Origin of the sequence: Hydrogenophaga sp. 2FB (assembly GCF_005503365.1) — a bacterium.
Classification (GTDB): domain Bacteria; phylum Pseudomonadota; class Gammaproteobacteria; order Burkholderiales; family Burkholderiaceae_C; genus Hydrogenophaga.
This window is the reverse complement of sequence record NZ_SCML01000087.1, coordinates 1-17,033: the sequence shown is the minus strand read 5'-3', so window position 1 is coordinate 17,033 and position 17,033 is coordinate 1. Positions and strand designations below refer to the sequence as shown.

The 17,033-nt window shown below is 56.7% G+C and carries 13 protein-coding genes; 5 read left to right on the top strand and 8 right to left on the bottom strand.

What is annotated here, in order from left to right:
- The 4 genes from tnpB to FFS09_RS29230 form a co-directional block, all read right to left on the bottom strand.
- Positions 1-348 (bottom strand): IS66 family insertion sequence element accessory protein TnpB (tnpB, locus tag FFS09_RS29245; RefSeq protein WP_137922425.1); only part of this gene is annotated, 348 nt, incomplete at its 3' end.
- 49 nt (positions 349-397) lie between these two features.
- Positions 398-1,729: a heavy metal sensor histidine kinase gene (locus tag FFS09_RS29240; RefSeq protein ID WP_171020264.1), complete on the bottom strand. Its 1,332-nt coding sequence runs from the start codon at positions 1,727-1,729 to the stop codon at positions 398-400.
- On the bottom strand, positions 1,729-2,415 hold the full coding sequence (locus FFS09_RS29235; protein WP_137922423.1) for a heavy metal response regulator transcription factor: 687 nt from the start codon (positions 2,413-2,415) through the stop codon (positions 1,729-1,731). The genes FFS09_RS29240 and FFS09_RS29235 overlap by 1 nt, the downstream gene beginning before the upstream one ends.
- A gap of 147 nt (positions 2,416-2,562) precedes the next feature.
- The gene (locus tag FFS09_RS29230) at positions 2,563-3,969 is read right to left on the bottom strand and encodes an SEL1-like repeat protein (RefSeq protein WP_137922422.1); all 1,407 of its coding nucleotides are present in this window, start codon (positions 3,967-3,969) and stop codon (positions 2,563-2,565) included.
- Positions 3,970-4,504: 535 nt separating this feature from the next.
- On the opposite strand from FFS09_RS29230, the gene FFS09_RS29225 reads away from it, so the two are divergent.
- Positions 4,505-6,055: a tetratricopeptide repeat protein gene (locus FFS09_RS29225; protein ID WP_137922421.1), complete on the top strand. Its 1,551-nt coding sequence runs from the start codon at positions 4,505-4,507 to the stop codon at positions 6,053-6,055.
- A gap of 125 nt (positions 6,056-6,180) precedes the next feature.
- Complete coding sequence (locus tag FFS09_RS29220; RefSeq protein ID WP_137922420.1) at positions 6,181-6,465, top strand: CopK family periplasmic copper-binding protein; 285 nt, start codon at positions 6,181-6,183, stop codon at positions 6,463-6,465.
- A 10-nt stretch (positions 6,466-6,475) separates the two neighbouring features.
- On the opposite strand, the gene FFS09_RS29215 is transcribed toward FFS09_RS29220, so the two are convergent.
- Positions 6,476-7,846, bottom strand: coding sequence for a heavy metal sensor histidine kinase (locus FFS09_RS29215; protein WP_137922419.1), 1,371 nt, complete (start codon positions 7,844-7,846; stop codon positions 6,476-6,478).
- A gap of 13 nt (positions 7,847-7,859) precedes the next feature.
- Positions 7,860-8,540 carry a heavy metal response regulator transcription factor gene (locus FFS09_RS29210; protein ID WP_137922418.1) on the bottom strand — a complete coding sequence of 227 codons (681 nt, stop codon included), beginning with the start codon at positions 8,538-8,540 and terminating at the stop codon, positions 7,860-7,862.
- Positions 8,541-9,904: 1,364 nt separating this feature from the next.
- On the opposite strand from FFS09_RS29210, the gene FFS09_RS29205 reads away from it, so the two are divergent.
- Both FFS09_RS29205 and FFS09_RS29200 read left to right on the top strand, forming a co-directional pair.
- Complete coding sequence (locus FFS09_RS29205) at positions 9,905-12,562, top strand: tetratricopeptide repeat protein (protein ID WP_212745177.1); 2,658 nt, start codon at positions 9,905-9,907, stop codon at positions 12,560-12,562.
- Positions 12,563-13,085: 523 nt separating this feature from the next.
- Positions 13,086-13,424, top strand: coding sequence for a hypothetical protein (locus FFS09_RS29200; protein ID WP_137922417.1), 339 nt, complete (start codon positions 13,086-13,088; stop codon positions 13,422-13,424).
- A 17-nt stretch (positions 13,425-13,441) separates the two neighbouring features.
- Here FFS09_RS29200 and FFS09_RS29195 read toward each other — a convergent pair whose 3' ends face one another.
- Both FFS09_RS29195 and FFS09_RS29190 read right to left on the bottom strand, forming a co-directional pair.
- Positions 13,442-14,098 (bottom strand): hypothetical protein, encoded by a 657-nt coding sequence (locus FFS09_RS29195; protein ID WP_137922416.1) that lies wholly within the window; start codon positions 14,096-14,098, stop codon positions 13,442-13,444.
- Positions 14,073-14,912: a hypothetical protein gene (locus tag FFS09_RS29190; RefSeq protein WP_137922415.1), complete on the bottom strand. Its 840-nt coding sequence runs from the start codon at positions 14,910-14,912 to the stop codon at positions 14,073-14,075. The genes FFS09_RS29195 and FFS09_RS29190 overlap by 26 nt, the downstream gene beginning before the upstream one ends.
- Before the next feature lie 321 nt (positions 14,913-15,233).
- Here FFS09_RS29190 and FFS09_RS29185 point away from each other — a divergent pair, with 321 nt between their 5' ends.
- Positions 15,234-16,955 carry an AAA family ATPase gene (locus FFS09_RS29185; RefSeq protein ID WP_137922414.1) on the top strand — a complete coding sequence of 574 codons (1,722 nt, stop codon included), beginning with the start codon at positions 15,234-15,236 and terminating at the stop codon, positions 16,953-16,955.
- Positions 16,956-17,033: the final 78 nt, after the last annotated feature.

Genomic DNA, 17,033 nt, shown 5'->3' with positions numbered 1-17,033 from the left:
CGCTGTGATTATGCGAAGCAGTGTCGGTGCCCTGCGGCGATCCTGCCCAGGGTGCCGATTCCACAGCGTCGTGCCGACTTCGCATAAAAGTGGAGTTCGCCTTATTTCGGTCAATGGCAATCGGCCAGATCTGGCTCGCGATCCAGTTGCTGTCCCCGGGCAGTTGAGCGTGGCTATGGTCGCGGCATCGCGCGGCCAGACGAACTTGCCGCGGTTCAGGCGCCGTGCGGCCTGCATCACGCCGCTGCCGTCGTGCACCAAGACCTTCATGCGGTTGGCGCGCCGATTGGCAAACAAGTAGGCGTGGTGCGGGCGCGCTGCGCCGAACACCGCCACCACACGGGCCAATACCGTTTCGGTGCGCTCGCATGTCCAGCCAGCGTCGGAGAGGAGGGGCCTATTTGACGGAGCGCTTGACGATCATGCCAATGGAGGTGATCCCATCGGAAGACGAGGCTGTGGGCTTGCCGCCGTGCATGCGGGCAATGGCTGCGACGATCGATAAGCCGAGCCCGTGGTTCTTGTCGGCGTTGGTTCTGGAAGGATCGCCTCGAAAGAACCGGTCGAACATTCTTGAGAGGGTTTGATGATCTACTGCTGCGCCACGATTCTCGACCTGAATCGAAACCTCGTTCGACGACAACGCGTCAATCCTCACGCGCACCGTTGAACCTTGGCTAGCATAGCGTGTGGCATTGCTGACTAGATTTGACAACGCCCTCTGCAACAACGGGAGATCGAATTCACCCTCTGCATCGCCTGCTACCTCCAGCATCAAACCGGCGTCTGCCAACGTGGCGTCGTGGTAGTTCGCAACCTGCTGCACGATTTCTGCAAGACTTGGTATGGGCATTCGCCGGGCAGTTGCGCCTCGGTCAGCCTGCGAGAGGAACAACATGTCTTGCACAATGCCTGCGACCCGCTGCAACTCTTCCAGGTTGGATCCCAGCAACTCGCGTACTTCGTCCTCACTCTGTGCGGAACTCAGCGCAAGTTCTGCACCGCTCATCAGCGTAGTCAACGGCGTGAGAAGCTCATGAGCTACGTCGGCGTTGAACCCTTCCAACTGCTCGTACGATCGGTCCAGCCGGGCAAGCAGGTCGTTGAACTGCGCAATCAAGGGAATCAACTCGTCGGGCTGACGAGACCCATCTAGCCGGTGATGAAGCGTGTCCGCAGTAAGAATCTTCACTTGATCCGACAAGTCCCGTAAGGGTCTGAGCCCCAGCCAAACCAGCAGGAATCCTCCGAGAGAGATCAGCAAAGTGCCGCCGACAGCAGCGCCTCCTAGAATTACGCCAATCCGCTGCATAACCATCACGTCGTTTCTGACGTCCAATGACAGTTCTGCACGGAATGCCCGGTCACCCGGTAGGGGGGACTCGAGATCGAACCGAACGACCCGTCGGGCTCCGTCCTCCACAACCAGCAGTTGCTCATAAAAGAGTTGGCCATCAGCCTGCTTCAAAGACAAGCCAAATTCAGAATGGCTAACCATGAAATCTGCAAGCTTGTGTTTGAGCATTGTCGAGTCGCCGCTGCGCGCGGCCTCTGATGCCAGATGTATCAGGAGGTCTTGTTTCTGGTTTAAGTCTTGGAGCTGACGTTCCTTGAAGGCGTGGTGGGTGGCCGCATACACCGTGGCACACACAATCAGCAGGCCGCCGAGACTCTGCCAAGCAAGCCAGTACGAAATCCGTCGCCCTAGCGAATTGACGCGCGTTCGCATTATTTCTCGCGAGCTTCCAGCACGTAGCCCATGCCCCGCACGGTATGGATCAACGGCCGGTCAAAGGGGGCATCCACCTTGCTGCGCAACCGCTTAACTGCGGTGTCCACCACGTTGGTGTTGCTGTCAAAATTCATGTCCCAGACCTGTGCAGCGATCTCGGTTCTGGACAGCACTTGGCCCTCGCTGCGGAGCAGCAAGGAAAGAAGACCGAACTCCTGAACCGTCAGCAGAAGCTTTTGGCCACGGCGCGATGCCTTGCGGGCAAGTAGATCAACTTCAAGATCGGCAACTTTGAGCGTTGGGCATTGCTCAGTCACGGCTGCGGTCTGCTCACGTCGAAGCAGGGCTTGGACCCGTGCGACGAGTTCAGAGAACGCAAACGGTTTCACCAAGTAGTCATCTGCGCCGCTGTTCAGGCCTCGCACCCGATCTTCCACTTTCACCCTGGCAGTCAACATCAGTACTCGTGTTCGCTTGCTTTGCCGGAGCGCCGCCAACAGGCCAAGTCCATCGAGACCGGGCAACATTCCGTCGAGCACAATCAGGTCGTAATCACACTCCATCGCTAGATGCAAACCGTCTATCCCGTTGTGCGCGAGATCCACCACAAAGCCGGCTTCCTGTAGCCCCTTTCGAAGATACTCAGCGAGTTTTACTTCATCTTCAATCACCAACAACTTCATGCGTCTCATAACCTCAATGAACATCCAAGAGCGAGCTGAAAGATATCAAGCAATCACATTTGGTGGTGGGGCTTAGATGCGAAGTGCACTCAAGGGTTCAATCCAAACGGAATGAAAATTGGGCCAGCGATCCTTAAATGAAATGGGTCAACTCCATAACTTCTCAACGCTATGTGCCCAGCTTGTTCCTTGTCGAGGTGAGGCTAACGTGGCATCGGGGACCTGTGCAAAAAAAAGCGACTCGTCGCACCTACAGAGGTTGAGGACGTGTTCGAGCATGTGCCATGCTTGACGGTTGTCGGTGTCTTTTGAGGTGCCACTTTTGCCCTGCTGGAAGTAGTTGGCTGCCACGTTGAGATGATCTAGAAATGAGGCCTCAAGAGCGGGGATTGCTCGGCTAAAGGGTTGCCGAAATTTTCCGTCACCCATGGAATTTGATATCACTAGTCCCCAAGGCCGAATGCCTAAGGAAAAGTCTGCACATATCGTTTCCTCCTTTGTTAAGCCAAAGTCCCTTGCGATCAGAAGCCGATGGGCAACGCCGGGGTCGTGTCGTGTGATTTCAACTATTGCCTGATAGGCTTCCTGATCCTCTCCCCGAGTGGGTAGCACCAAGGTGCGCAGGAGGTTTCTTGCGATGACATCCCCTTGGTGGGCAGCTTGAGTCATCCACTGCATCCCGGATTCGAACTCTTCGATCGCAACAGCGGACTTTAGGATAGACATCCCAAGTTGACGTTTTGCGCTTGGATTTCCGCTTGCCGCTGCCTTCTGCAGAAAGAACCCTGATGGTCGCGAATTCTCGTCAGAGCCCTGAAACTCTGTATGAACTTGATAAAGTGGAAACCACGCCTCGTTCAACCCGGCTTCAGCCGCCCGCAACAACAGCGCCCTGCCTTCCTTGACATTGCGCTTTAGGGCCAAGCTCGAAGACCAGGCGAATACTACATCGATGCCACAAAGGGCGCGGCCCAAGATCAAGGCGGCTGCAGAGTTTCCACGTCTCACGCAATCCTCAAGAATTGACTGCAAGCAGTCGCTGTTCATCTCCGGCATCGAGATGCGGCTATCGTGAGTTGCAACCAAGGCATCACACACCGCATCACAGAGCTCTGGAGACCGCTCCACGGGTATCAAGGTGACGAATTCTAGGACGCGAACGACAGTTTGGAAATCACCGGTCTTGATGGTGGATGACAGCATCTGTGCCAGTGCGCCGCTGGCATCGATTTCCGGCAGAACCGCTAAATAGGAGAGGGCTGCCCTCAACGGGTTCTTCTGGTCTTGTGCAAGCGCGGTCAGGGCCGCAGAAGCGTCGGCGCTCCCATTTTGGCTCGCCTGACTCAGGAGTCGAAGTGCTGAGGCTTCATCATTTCGCGTCAACGCAAGCCAAAAGCCCAGCTTTAAGCTAGCCGAAGCTGAGCCGCAGTGGGCTGCAGTTGTCAGGGCAACAAGCAAGTTCCGACGCACCAGCTCCCCGAGTGGCAAGGCTTCCGCGATGATTTTGGCTGACGGGGGAAAGTTCTCCAGCGATTGGTGCGAAAGATACTTCAAGCCTAGATCAATGTACCTCGGAAATCCCTCGGAACCTGTCAGATAGCGTTGCCCAACCTCGCAGAGGGAATCTCGATCGCCCCGTTTAGCAAGTGCTAGCAGTTGTACGTCTTTCCGTCGCATCGTTCTGGTGCAAGTAAGCATGAGCCCATGCAGGTTCTTGCACCACGATGAATGAGTTGGCCTGCTCGCGCAACAGAATTTATCTCTAGCGAGCTTTCCTTGTGGTGACGTGTAGGTTACATAAAAGTTATGAAACTGTTATTTTTCTTTCTGGGCGTTTGGGTCAACCGCTGTCCTAATTCGCGAGATTTCATATGTCGAGCAGGCATGCGCGGGACGATGTGTACGGATCCCAGGGGACGCGCAGGAATGTCACCGAGGCACTTCCCTAGGGATGCGCGACAGCAAGCCCGCCACAGAGCGTCCGTATTGGAAAGTAACAATCTGATGACTTTATCGTCACCACAGCGAAAGCTCTTGGAAACCAGCGTTTCGGTAGATTGCTCCAGATCTTTCAATCGAAATTCTGGGGATGATGCGACGTCAGGATGTACAACTGCTGGCCCTTGCAAGACAAGGTGATCACGATGCGCTTTGCGAGGTCGGAAAACGCTACCTATTGGGACATCAAGGCTTTTCGCAATACACCGACCTCGGGCTCAAGTATCTAACCCACCCATCGCTCGTTACTTCCGAGCGCAGCGCCGTGATAGTTGCGGAAGCGTTGCCTTTGGGTGAACTTGTACGACGCGACATGTTGATCGTCCTGGCGTCGGCTGCGAACGCGGGATCGGCTCCGGCCTGTCTCAAGTTGGGTGTGTGGCGCAGTTTGACGCAACACGACGAGGAACAGGCCCTTGAGCTCTGGAGGCAAGCTGCTAGCTACGGCTGTGAGGCCGCCTCGTTTGCGCTGAGTGCCTTTGAGGGCAGCGATGAGAGGCGGCTCATGGCCGCCCTTTCGACTCTTGTGGGTCGGGCGGATGTAGCGGCGGGAAACACTGTCGCGTACGCCTTGTCCCTTGCTACGCGAGCGGAAGATGTTGCCTTGGTTGTCCACCTCCTGGATTTTGCTGTGACATTGTCTTTGGAGCGCACAGCTCAACTTTGCGAGGTTGTGTGTGAGTCCTTGGCTTTTTTGCAGCGCAATCGCGTTTCTTTGCCTGCATTGGACAGCGTGCGGCTTCACTCGATGCTTGAAGATTGTGTGAGGCGGAGGAACGCGGAAGCCGCACTGCTTCTAGGTCGTGCGTACTGTGGCATTGACACAGCATTCGCACAATCTTCAAGTCTTGTGCCCAAACGCAACCTTCGAGGCGGGACGGCGCTCTTGCTCCGCGCAGCGGATGCTGGACTGGGCGAGGCATGGCTGCTGTTGTATCGCGTGCACGCAGATGGGCAGGGCTCAGTGGCAAATCCACAGGCGGCTATCTTCTTTCTTGAAAAGGCTGCGGCCAGCGGGAATGCTAACGCCCAACGCCAACTTGGCGCGATGATTCTCAAGTCCGCCATCGACATCGCAGAGTTCGAACTCGGCCTACATTGGATGAGCCAGGCAGCAGGGCAAGGCGACTCCATTGCCATGAGCTTGCTCCAGTCCTTCGTTCTTCCGGTTCAGGGAAGCGACGAAGATGCCCAGCGGGTCATTGATAGTCTCGTGCGCGTCGACCCTTGGGCTGCTCACCGCTTGCGCATTTCGAGACATTTTGGTTTGACCAAGACTGAGGCTACCTGCGTGGACGTGGTGTCCGGCGTTCGCTCTTGGGGATTGGTGGTATCAAGTGATGCGGCGGATCATCGCCTGCGATCACGGTTTTGCCGCGCTATTCCGGCGCTCCAGAATCGATTTCTAGAGAATTTGCGCGAATCCGCCGAGTTCTTCCGGCTCGCGGGCGAAGGCGCTGTGCATTCCAACGTTGACCGCCGACAGAGGGTTAAGAAGCTCAACTACCGGCTCGATCGCAGCGATGTCAACGAGTCGATGTTCTTTGCGCAAGTTCAGACAGCCACTCTCGCGTCTCTTCGACAAGGGTCGAGTTGGGCGCATGGAGTACGACAAACCCTCCACACGGCTATTGCCATTTGATCTCGTTTTTCTGACAAAAAAGTAACGCATGAGCAGCAGTCCCGTCATGGCTACTTGGATAGCTTACGAGGGTACGCAGGTACTCCGAAGCAATCCTGTTTTCGGAAAATAGACATAGGGATCATATGAAGTTGAACATCGTCATTGCAGCACTTGCTCTCGTCACCACCTCTGCTTTTGCGGATCACGCAGCCCGGGAGGAAGCCAAGCAGATCATTCCACTGAAAGACGGCGGAAATCTCTACATTTTCCAAGATGGAAAAATGGGCAAAGAAAGCCGTGTGGGTACCACGGTCTATCTGAAAGAGGGGGAAGTGTTGGTGACTTCTGATGGCCGCTCCATTCCAGTTACTAGCAATGAGACGGCTCGAATGGACTTTCTCCTCACCAAGGGCCACAGCGGAAACTGACGTTCAAGATCTACTGAGGGGGCATCGCCTTGTCGAACTCCAAGACGAAGGTGTTGACCCCAGCCCCAGATTTCAGTGTCACCTGCCCGTGGTGAGCCCGCATGATCGCTTTAGTGATGGCCAGGCCAAGGCCAAGGCCATCTTCTCCGGCTCTCGACTTCGTTGAAGAAAGTCGTACGAAGCGATCGAAAAGGGACGCTTGCAAATCGACGGGTATTTCCGTTCCATAGTTCGAGACTGCAAGTGTGATCGCATCTTCATGCGAGTCGATGGAAATGGCAATGGTGGATTCAGGGTCGGCATGCCTGACTGCATTCGATAGCAGATTGCTGATGGCGCGGCGAATCATAAGGCGGTCGCCGAAAACATGTCCAGTACCGGCCGTTGTGAAGTTCAGATTTTTTACACTGGCTGTCGCATCGTAGAAATCAAAAAGAGATTGCGATTCAATTTCGAGATCAACGCGTTGTATTGAGGGAAGGGCATGCATGTTCTCCGTTTTTGCCAGAAAGAGCATGTCTGCAATCGTGCGTGCCTGATCTTGCAATTCCTCGGCGATCGTCTCAAGAGTGTCACGATACTCGTCACTGGTGCGGGGTTGAGCCAGTGTGACTTGGGCAACTGTCATCAAGCTGTTGACTGGCGTTCGCATTTCATGCGCTAGGTTCGAGGAGAACGCACTGAGGCGATCAAAGTCTCTCTGCAATCGGTCGAGCAGACCATTCAATGAATTGGCAAGTTCGACCATCTCCTTCGGCCAACTTTGGGCTGGAATTCTCTCCGTGAGTCTGTTCGCATTCAGTCGCTCCGCTCTTGCTTTCATGGTAGTGAGTGGTTTCAATCCACCTCGGCTCGCCAGCCAGCCCAGCATCGAACCGATCACAACGGCGAAGGAGGCATACCCCAAAGTCTTGGCTGCCAGCCTCTCAAGAAATTCAGTGTGCTGACGGGTATCCACGGCGGCAATCACCGAAAGCTTCCGTTTACCGTCCCCGCCAAGAAGAACATCAAAGCGCGTCGCATATAGGCTATGTTCGGTTTGACGCCATTCCTTGTCGATGTTCGTGCCACTGATGTCTGCCAAAAGGCTTTCGGGCAACTTTAAGCCGCCATGCTCAAATAGATCACCAGCTTCGTTGACTATTTTGATATATAGCCCTGCGTGACCACGCATACTTGTCTGTAGCCACCCTTGCAATTGCTCTTCTGTCCGGCTTTCTCGCGCGGCTTCCGTCACGAGCTGGATCTTTCCCTTCAAAAGGGACTCATCCAGTTCATGGAAGCGGTTACTGGTTTCTCTGAAAACTAGCCAGGAAAAGCCTGCAAGAACAAGCATCAGCACGCAAGCGAACAGAATCGTCAGTCGAACGGTTAGGGACATGTTTGGTGCAGACTCAAGGCTCGGGTTCGTCAAGTACGTACCCCATGCCGCGCACCGTTCTCAAAAGCTTCACATCGAATGCGTCGTCTATCTTGGACCTCAGACGCCCAACAGCCACGACGATCACGTTGCTTTCGCTGTCGAAATTGATGTCCCACATAAGTGAGGCAATCAGCGTCCGAGGTAACACTTCGCCACGACGTCGCATGAAGAGCTCAAGGAGACCAAACTCCTTCGCCGTAAGGTCCAGCCGACGGCCTGCCCTCGACGCCCTTCTGCGTACGAGATCCAACTGCAAGTCGGCCACTTCGAGCATGGTCGCTTCTTGCGTTTGGCTACCTCGTCGGAGAATGGTCTTGATTCGCGCCAGTAGTTCGGAAAAAGAGAATGGCTTGATGAGGTAGTCGTCCGCGCCCAACTCTAGGCCTTTCACACGGTCTTCAACGCTGTCTCTTGCTGTTAGATACAGCACAGGTAGCTGCGGCTTCTTTCGCCTCAACGAACGAAGCACAGACCATCCGTCAATGCCGGGCAAGTTCACATCAAGCAATACGAGGTCATAGTCACCTTCTGTAGCTTCATGCAAACCGTCGACGCCATCACGTGTCAACTCGGTGTAGTAGCCTGCCTCTCTAAGACCCTGCTTCAGGTATTCGCCCGTTTGGGCCTCGTCTTCCACGATAAGAATCTTCATGCGCGACTGTCTCCAGGGCCGGCAGTTTGGCACGCGAAACTTGCCGATCGGGAATGTGACGAACATGTAATCTGGCTGACGGAGGGCTGTTGGATTCAGGCGCGGCAAGCGTTTCGCGAGCGCGAAGAAACCTTTCGACGCGCTTGGCTACGGCACAGGTCGAAGTGTTGGTTCGGCAGCGACTGGTGGATTCGCGCGCGTGGACGATTCCAATAGAGGGTAGTCGCCGCTGCTGATACCGAAGTTGCGGGGGATTGCAGGCATTCCTTGGATCGGCTGGCGATATGCTCGAGGCAACGGTTCAAGGCCAGTGCGCAAGCGGCCTTCTAAACCTAAGGGGCACACGACCATTCCCACGTTCGAGCAAGCCACGGTGGAAGCAGAGATTCATTGCTCGCCGGTCTGGGTCGGTTTTCTCAAGAGTCTTCTCCGGTGACGCTCGAACTTTTCATTTGGCATCGCCCTGCTCCGCGCTGTAAATTACCAACGATAAGATATAGTTATCGCGAGTCGTCGCTGCGTTCAAAATGAGGATTGGTCGGACTCGCGCGCGAAGGTAAATCTCTTTACGCACTTGAGCTACCGCAGCGCACTGCCGCACATGCCCTCCGGGATTGAGCTCGATGCGAACGCTATTGCTCTCCATTTGGAGGCCGTCGAAACACTGGACGAAGCACTCGAAGCTCTTCGGAGCAACGAATAGCGCCGTCGCGTTCGTGACTGGATCCGGTGACTGGATCCGGTGACTGGATCCGGAAAATTTAGCCAAGTCGACTGTCCCGTAACCCTATGATCTATCGAGGGCTTCTGTCTTTGCGATGGCAAAAGCATCGCTGTCCTTCGAGAGGCAAGCATAGCGTCCACACAGCGACGTGCATGGAATTCCCTACCAACCGCAGCCACAGAATGTGAATGCAATATGCGTGTAGCCTCGACCCGCTTTCGACTGAGCTGGCATGACGGCTATCGGCCGATACTGGGTGAAAACGTGTGCGCACACCGTTTTCACGGGCGGCAAAACCATTTCCCATGGTCTCGATCGTGGATGCTGACGCGATCTGAAAGGTCGACTTTCTACTTGATTCAGGCGTTTTCAAACAGCCTCGGCCCGTTGCTGGCCTTCGGGGTAGTAGCTAACATGATCCACTCGGACACGCTTGCGCAACTGACTATTTCCTCAAGACTGAGTGAAGCTGGTCAGCTTTGAAGTATTTGTTGTTGGCCTGGCGCGCCTTCAACGGCAACCGTAACAGGAAGTCGTCTGCGTCAAGTAGCCCCTTGAGGACGCCCTACAAGGACCTTGACGCACAGCCGCGCAACACCGTGTCCATAAGTGCGCGGGGGGCGTTCCTCAGGAGGAAGCTATGGCGTCGGGATGGGGCGAGGAGATATTCGGCACGGTCCTGGGCGGTTTGCCGGCCGTCAACAAACTGGTTCCTCGCCGCTTTCGGCAGCGTGCCATCGCACGCTTAAACGACGTCAACCCTTTTGCGTCAATCGCGGCCAACGAAGACCTGCTGCGCGCACTGCGCCTGGCTTGGATTGAGGCGGCGCTGCAGATCGACTGTTCGGTGGTGCAAACCTGCGCAACGCCCGAATGGGCCTCGCAAAGTCGAGACATTCAGCGCTTCTCGACCGTTTTGATCACTGGTCTGCGTGCGCTGCGTGCTGAGGCCTTCGACCGCGATGTTCACCCGGGACATGCTCCCATGGACCGGCACCTGCGGGAACTCGTCGTCGACTTGCCCGCGACGATGACGGGGAACCGTGCGGCCGCTGGTGAAGCTATGACAGAGTCATTTCGCGAGAATGTAGCGGCGGTATCCGGTTGGCCGATACACGAGGTGCCGAGCCTGCACGAGCAGATCGCCCGCCAGGGCCTTCCTGTGCCAGGGGCCAGCAGTCGGCGCACCTTCGGCGACTTGGTGTATGCCGTTTTTGCCGAGACGATTAAGAGTCCAGATCGCTATCCAGAGGCGAGCCAAGCCTTTGTGATCGCCATCGGGGGCTTCGGGGTAGAGCTTGGACAGCAGTGCCTTGAGCTGCTGCGTGGCCAAGATGCGCGGCTCGACCGCTTGCTCGATTCGCTAGGCGGCACCTCAATCGAAGGTGGGCTCGCTGCTTGGCTTGGGCGCGTCGATGCTGAGTGGACTGCGCGCTGGCAAGTCCTGAGTGATCAGGTCTCGGTTGTTGACGCGAAGATCGATCTCCAGACAGGCATGCTCGACCGGATGCAAGAGCAACTGGCCCAACTGGTGGCTGCCATTGAAGCCAAAGGGCAGATTGGTAGCGGGCCAGGCCAACTCGCTCACAACACTGTGCTTTCCCTGGCCAAGCGCTTGCGCCCAGATGACCTGATCGAGTTTGATCGCGCGGTGCAAGAGCTAGATGCCGCGGTGAGCGTCGCTCTGGAGCTTATCGCGAAAGGGCACTCGTCGTACTACCAGGATCTGTTCGTTGACGAAGTGCTCGTCCGTGTTCGCCAGTCGATCGAGGAAGGTCAGCTCGAGCAAGGTGCACAGTCGATCGACCAGGCTCTTGCGGAACTGGACCGGCGCGAGGCGGGCGAGCGTGAAGCTGCGCGGCGCCGACGTGTGCAGTTGCTCGAGGCATCCGTGAGCCAGGCGATGCTACTGCGCCAGCCGCAGCGCGTGGCCGATGCGGTGGAGAGGCTGGTTGGAATCCATCATCCGGTGTGCGCCGCGGCGAGTGAGCTCTTCAAAAATAGGCTCAGAGCGTACTGCGCAGAAGGCGAGGAGCGCGGCCTGCGCTTGCCCCTGGAGGTGGCGGAAGCGTTGGCACGCAGGCGCCTAGCGGTGGCCGGGAGTCGCGAGGAGCGCGGTGAGGCGTTGGTCTGGCTTGGCACTGCGTTGGCGGTCTTAGGAAAGCGAGAGCCCGGCACTGAACGGCTGCTGCAGGCGGCGCAAGCGTTTCGGGCCGCGTCGCAGGAGTGCATGCGCGAGCGTGTGCCGCTGGAGTGGGCGACGACGCAGAACAACCTTGCCAACGTGCTGAGTGACCTTGGTCGGCGCGAAAGCGGTACCGAGCGACTCGAGGAGGCGGTGCAGGCGTATTTGGCCGCATTGCAGGAGTGCACTCGCGAGCGAGCGCCACGGGACTGGGCGATGACGCAAAATAACCTGGGTACCGCGCTCAAGACCCTCGGTGAGCGCGATGTCGGCACCGAACGGCTGCAGCAGGCGGTGCAAGCGTACCAGGCAGCGCTACAGGAACGCACTCGCGAGTGCGTGCCGCTGGAGTGGGCGATGACGCAGCACAACCTCGGTACCGCGCTAAAGACGCTTGGTGAGCGCGATGGCGGCACCGAACGGCTGCAACAGGCGGTGCAGGCGTATCAGGCTGCGCTGCAGGAGCGCACCCGCGAGCGCGTACCGATGCACTGGGCGATGACGCAGATGAGCCTGGGCAATGCGCTCAAGTCCCTTGGTGAGCGCGAAGGCGGTATCGTACGGCTGCAGCAGGCAGTACAGGCGTATCTGGCCGCGCTACAGGAGTACACGCGCGAGCGCGTACCGCTGGAGTGGGCGATGACGCAGAACAATCTGGGCAGTGTGCTCACAACCCTCGGCGAGCGCGAAAATGGAACCGAGCGCCTTGAGCAGGCGGTGCAAGCGTGCGAGGCGGCGCTGCGGGAGCGCACGCGGGAGCGCGCTCCGCTCGCGTGGGCGATGACGCAGAACAACTTGGGCAATGCGCTCAAGTCCCTTGGTGAGCGCGAAGGTGGCATCGAACGGCTCCAGCAGGCGGTGCAGACGTACCTGGCCGCGCTACAGGAATACACGCGTGAGCGCGCACCGATGCACTGGGCAATGACGCAGAACAATCTGGGCGATGCCCTCACCACCCTTGGCGAGCGCGAAAACGACCCCGAGCGGCTGCACCAGGCGGTGCGGGCGTACGAGGCCGCGTTGACGGTCATCACGCGTGAGACCGCGCCGTATCACCTCGAGATCGTTCAGCGTAGCCTCGCAAAATGCCGGCGCCTGATCAACAAACGATGAGGTGGCGAAGCTTGTCAAACTGGAGGTAGCTGCCGCAAGCCGCCAACGATCGATCAGTGGCGGTTTCTGGAAGGGGCGTGTGGAATTTGCGTGCTCGCACAAGCGGCGCCGTAGCCACTGGCGTGGATTGGCGGCAGCGTTGCTGGGATTGCCTTCTGAAAGTGCTTCAAATCGCATGAACCAGCCAGCCCCGGTGGCTTGCGAATTTCGATTTTTTGATAGTCCACGATTTACCTTATGTTAAGTTACTGCCGGCGGCCTTGCGCGCAGCACTTTCACCGATTGTGGAAACTAGTTTGCCTTGCCAACGTCGCAGCCTAACGCTGCCAACGATTGCAAATTGGGCCTGCCAACAGGCTTCAAGTGGTCTCAGGCCCCCACTGCGGCCGGATTCCCAGACCCTAGGCAGCCCAGCCACTGAGAAAACAAGTCGGCTCCCGCGCGCTCGGGGTATTGCCGACACGTGCTTGGCTGAGAGTCGGCGGACAGACCCCCGAGCTCTTGCTTTTCAGACCCAACAACGATGACGTTGCAAAGCATCAGGCACAGGAGGTTGCGGTTGCGAAGCACCCCGTCAGATTTTCTGGTGGGTACGGGTCAGGAAGTTTTTAAGCTTCACGATGTGACCATCAATGCCGCCGAACATGAGCTGCTCAAGCACTTCCACTATGTGGAGGAAGAGAAAAGAATGTTCGTCATACTGCATGAAGACCAATGGCTAGAAGCGCCGGCTTCCGCGTCGATGGACTTCATGCGGCAGGTCCCTGCTCATCTCTTGATGGCAACCGCGGAGCCTGAACGTGGCAAGCGCAAAAAGAAGGCGCCCGACGAAGGTGATGTCGGAGAGCTTGACCTCGGTTGATGCGCAAGCGCCGGTTCTCAAGTCTCAGCTTTGACTTTCGACTTGGCCTCGTCCTTCCCTAGAGGCAAAGCGTCAATGAATCGCTTCATGAGCGGTCCGGCAATCGGGTGCTCGGCGGCATCAGGCGCGGCTTGCTTGGACGGGTTTGACTGAATCTCGAAGAAGACTGCAGTGGTTATCTCTTCCTCGTACTTGGGTGCTTGCTTCTTGAAGCCTTCAACTGACCTAGCTAGTGCCGCCTTATGGGCGTACTCACGCTCCAGGTGAAAGAACTCCGAGTAGGACTTTGAGTAGAACGAGGTGAGCCAAGTCGCCGGGAACAGCAGCATCAGCTTCCCGACGAGCGCGATGAACGCGTCCGATGCACTCGCCGCTTGCGACGGTTGGAGCGCTGGCAGCCAGCTGGCGAAGAGCCCGGGAAAGAGCTGAGCGAGCAGAGGAAGTGCGCATACGAGCAAAAGTCCCACGGAGAAAAGGAAGCCGTTGTTCGCGTCCCTCATGCGCTTCTCATACAGCTCACGAGTTTTCTCTAGGCTGTCGCCTAGACCTGCCGTTGTCGCTCCTTGAATCATCGACTCAGCCTTTGCTGTCAATCGGTCGATTTCATCTTCTCTAGATTCATTTCTCTCCCGCGACTCGTTCATCTCTTCAATGAACGAGTTGTGTTGTTCCAAAATCGTGGTCAGGGACCTTTTGCAAACTGTCGAATTCTGCGGCGTACGTCGTGACTTGCTTCTGAAGCGACGCAGCCCCCACCGCGGCCTCTCGAACACCTGCAAGCTTTGCTTTAGCCTCATCGAGCGCGGCCGCGACCAATGAGCGGTCCTTTTGAGCCTCGCCTACTGCTTCCTCGAGAGCGGTGACAAGCTTCTGAGCTTCTTCCACCTTCGTTGCCAAAAGCCCGGCCGAAATGGCGGCGGCCTCGCTCTTCTTCTTGGCATCTTGCGCCGAGGAACGAGCCTCAATCATGTGATTGCGCAGTTGTTCCCCGTAGCGGAAATACAAGCTGGTTGACTGGCCACGGCCCAACCTCACACCCGATGTCGTAAGGTCAAACACGGCTGCTAGTGGGGCTTGAACCGACTCCAGTAGCTGAACGGCATTGATATTGGCCGTATGGGCACCGCTCATAAAGCGCTGCAACGGCTCCAGATTGCCATTCGGGTCTTGGAAAGTAGCGCCTGGCTGCGGAGACAGCTCCGACAGCAACTGATTGAGGTGCCGAGTGATGGTGCCAAGATGAGTGTTCACTGGCTCCACCCTAGGCAAGAACATGAGCTGCGATGCCTCATCAAGTTTCGAGAGCGCCGCAACAGCATCGAGAGTCGTTGCGACACGCCTGTCGAATTCCTCCAGCGTTGCTCCAAGCAGCCTGGCGTTGGCAACCTTTAGCGAAACGCCTCCCTCGCGAAGCGCCAAGTAGACACTGTCCCATAGCGCCCCCAGTTGCCCCGCAGACTGAATCAATGGCTCGATGCGTGCGTGCATCTCTTCTCCTCATTGGTGCTTTTGACGTCGCGAGACTTTACGACGTTTGTACTGAGCGACTACTCAATCGGGGGCCGTCCCGCTTACATTCGTGAAATGCTTCTGATTTATCGCAACAAGTGATTTCCTTACGAGCCCGGACGTGCTCGTGCTCAGCATTTTGGGTGTAGGGTCGGGGAAATTCTTGAGAGGCAGAGCGGCCATTGAACATGCATAGTGCCCCAAGAGCTATTTATTTGAGGGGGCAAGATGTCACTAATTGGAGAGATTGCGAAATGGGCTGATGCCCATTCGGCTTGGATGTCAGACGGTGCAAGGCGCTTGGTGCAGCAGCAATCGCTGAGCGAGTCGGATGTTGATGACTTGCATGCGCTCATCAAGTTGGCGGCCAAACTCGACGACCCAAGTGGCCGTCAACCAGTTCGCGTCAACGCAGGTGCCATCCCGTCGGCTGGTGTGGCTGGAAGTGTCGTGAGTCTCGCTGCGATTCGTGAACCGAAAAACCTTAACGCAATCGGCGAGAGCGAGAGTGTCACATTTGAACCTGTAGGTTTGAATGTCGTTTACGGGTACAACGGCTCGGGAAAGTCGGGGTATGCCCGCGCTTTAAAGAGGGCGTGTAGCGCTCGCGAAGTCGAGGACATCTACCCAAACATTTTCGTGGAGACGATTGCTCCACCAGGGCCTGCTAGTGCCATGTTTGAATGGGTTGATTCAGGTATGGAGCAGAGAGGGGTCTGGGTGGACGGTACATCCGCACCGTCAGCACTCTCGCAAATAGCGGTGTTCGATTCACACTGCGCGCGCGTCTTCGTCGATGAGCAAGCCGAGATTGCCTTCATTCCTTACGGAATGGACATGCTGACGCAGATGACGTCTGCGCTCGTCAAGATTCAACAACGCCTAGAGGCGGAGCGAAGACAAGCCAAGTTTGATAGGTCTCAACTCGAGCCACTGGCAGGTAACACTGAAGTCGGACGGCTGATAAGCACGCTGAATCGAAAGACCAAGCCCGAACTTGTCCGCAAACTGGCGACGCTAAGCGAAGCTGAAAATGATGAACTCAATCACCTCCGTGATTTACTTCAAAACGATGTTGCGCTGAAGCAGGCCAAGCAGCTTCGGCTGTTTGCCACCCGCTTGGAGTCGTTCAACCGAGAGCTAAAGAACCTGTCGTCTCTATTGGGCGATGACGCGATGCACAAGATGCGCGAGAAGTTCAAAGAGCTTCATGCGCTTCACATCGCAAGCCAGCTTGCGGCGAATGCATTCTCGGAAGGATTCCTGCCGGGCACAGGGACCGAGCCATGGGAGCAGCTGCTCAAGAGTGCAATCAATTTTGCACAGATACCCTATGGTGACGACCAGTTCCCTGGGCCAGATGGTGCCAGCTGCGTGCTTTGTCAACAGCCGCTGTCTGCTGAGGCACACAGCCGCTTGAAGTCGTTTCTGAAGTTCCTCAACGACGACTCGCAGGCTCGTCTTGCAAAGTGCCGAAAAGAGGTGAATGAGGATTGGTACCAGCCTGTTGCTAGCGCGCCAACATCAAACTTCGCGGCGGACAAGGTTTTCGTAGAAGAGCTTGCCGAGAAGTATCCGGAGATGCCAGCACGCGTGGCTGGCTACGTGGGCGCGCTCCGAGAGCGCCAGCAGCGAATCATCCAGATGGCGCCTACTCGCGTCATAGGCGAGCTTCCCCCCATACCTTTAGACCCATCAGCAGACCTTGACGAAATTCTCGAGCAGCTGCGTTTAAAAATTGCGCAGCTAGAGGAAAAACTGACGCCTGAACAGCAAGCGGAGAAGGCAAAGCGAGTTCTCGAGCTTGAGGCTCGTCTAAAGCTCCAGCCTCTTATCGACGTGGCACTCCTCGCCATCGCGGCTGACGAGTGGGATTCGCGTATGGGCGACGCAATAAAGTTGTGCCACACGGGGTTCCTCACCAAAAAGCACAGTGAGCTCTACGAGAAGACTGTCACTGCGGACCTGCAAAGGTCTATGCAGCAAGAGCTAGGGCGTGTTAACACTAATAGCAATTACTAAGCCGGCGACAGACACTCTCGGGTATGGAAATCACGCCCGAACAATTCGCCACCATCGAGCACTGTCTGCCCAGGCAGC

Coding starts and splice junctions, on each gene's coding strand:
- FFS09_RS29205 (WP_212745177.1), top strand. CDS start 9,905: ATGGCGTCGGGATGGGGCGAGGAGATATTCGGCACGGTCCTGGGCGGT.
- FFS09_RS29210 (WP_137922418.1), bottom strand. CDS start 8,540: ATGAAGATTCTTATCGTGGAAGACGAGGCCCAAACGGGCGAATACCTG.
- FFS09_RS29215 (WP_137922419.1), bottom strand. CDS start 7,846: ATGTCCCTAACCGTTCGACTGACGATTCTGTTCGCTTGCGTGCTGATG.
- FFS09_RS29225 (WP_137922421.1), top strand. CDS start 4,505: ATGATGCGACGTCAGGATGTACAACTGCTGGCCCTTGCAAGACAAGGT.
- FFS09_RS29235 (WP_137922423.1), bottom strand. CDS start 2,415: ATGAAGTTGTTGGTGATTGAAGATGAAGTAAAACTCGCTGAGTATCTT.
- FFS09_RS29220 (WP_137922420.1), top strand. CDS start 6,181: ATGAAGTTGAACATCGTCATTGCAGCACTTGCTCTCGTCACCACCTCT.
- FFS09_RS29190 (WP_137922415.1), bottom strand. CDS start 14,912: ATGCACGCACGCATCGAGCCATTGATTCAGTCTGCGGGGCAACTGGGG.
- FFS09_RS29200 (WP_137922417.1), top strand. CDS start 13,086: ATGACGTTGCAAAGCATCAGGCACAGGAGGTTGCGGTTGCGAAGCACC.
- FFS09_RS29240 (WP_171020264.1), bottom strand. CDS start 1,729: ATGCGAACGCGCGTCAATTCGCTAGGGCGACGGATTTCGTACTGGCTT.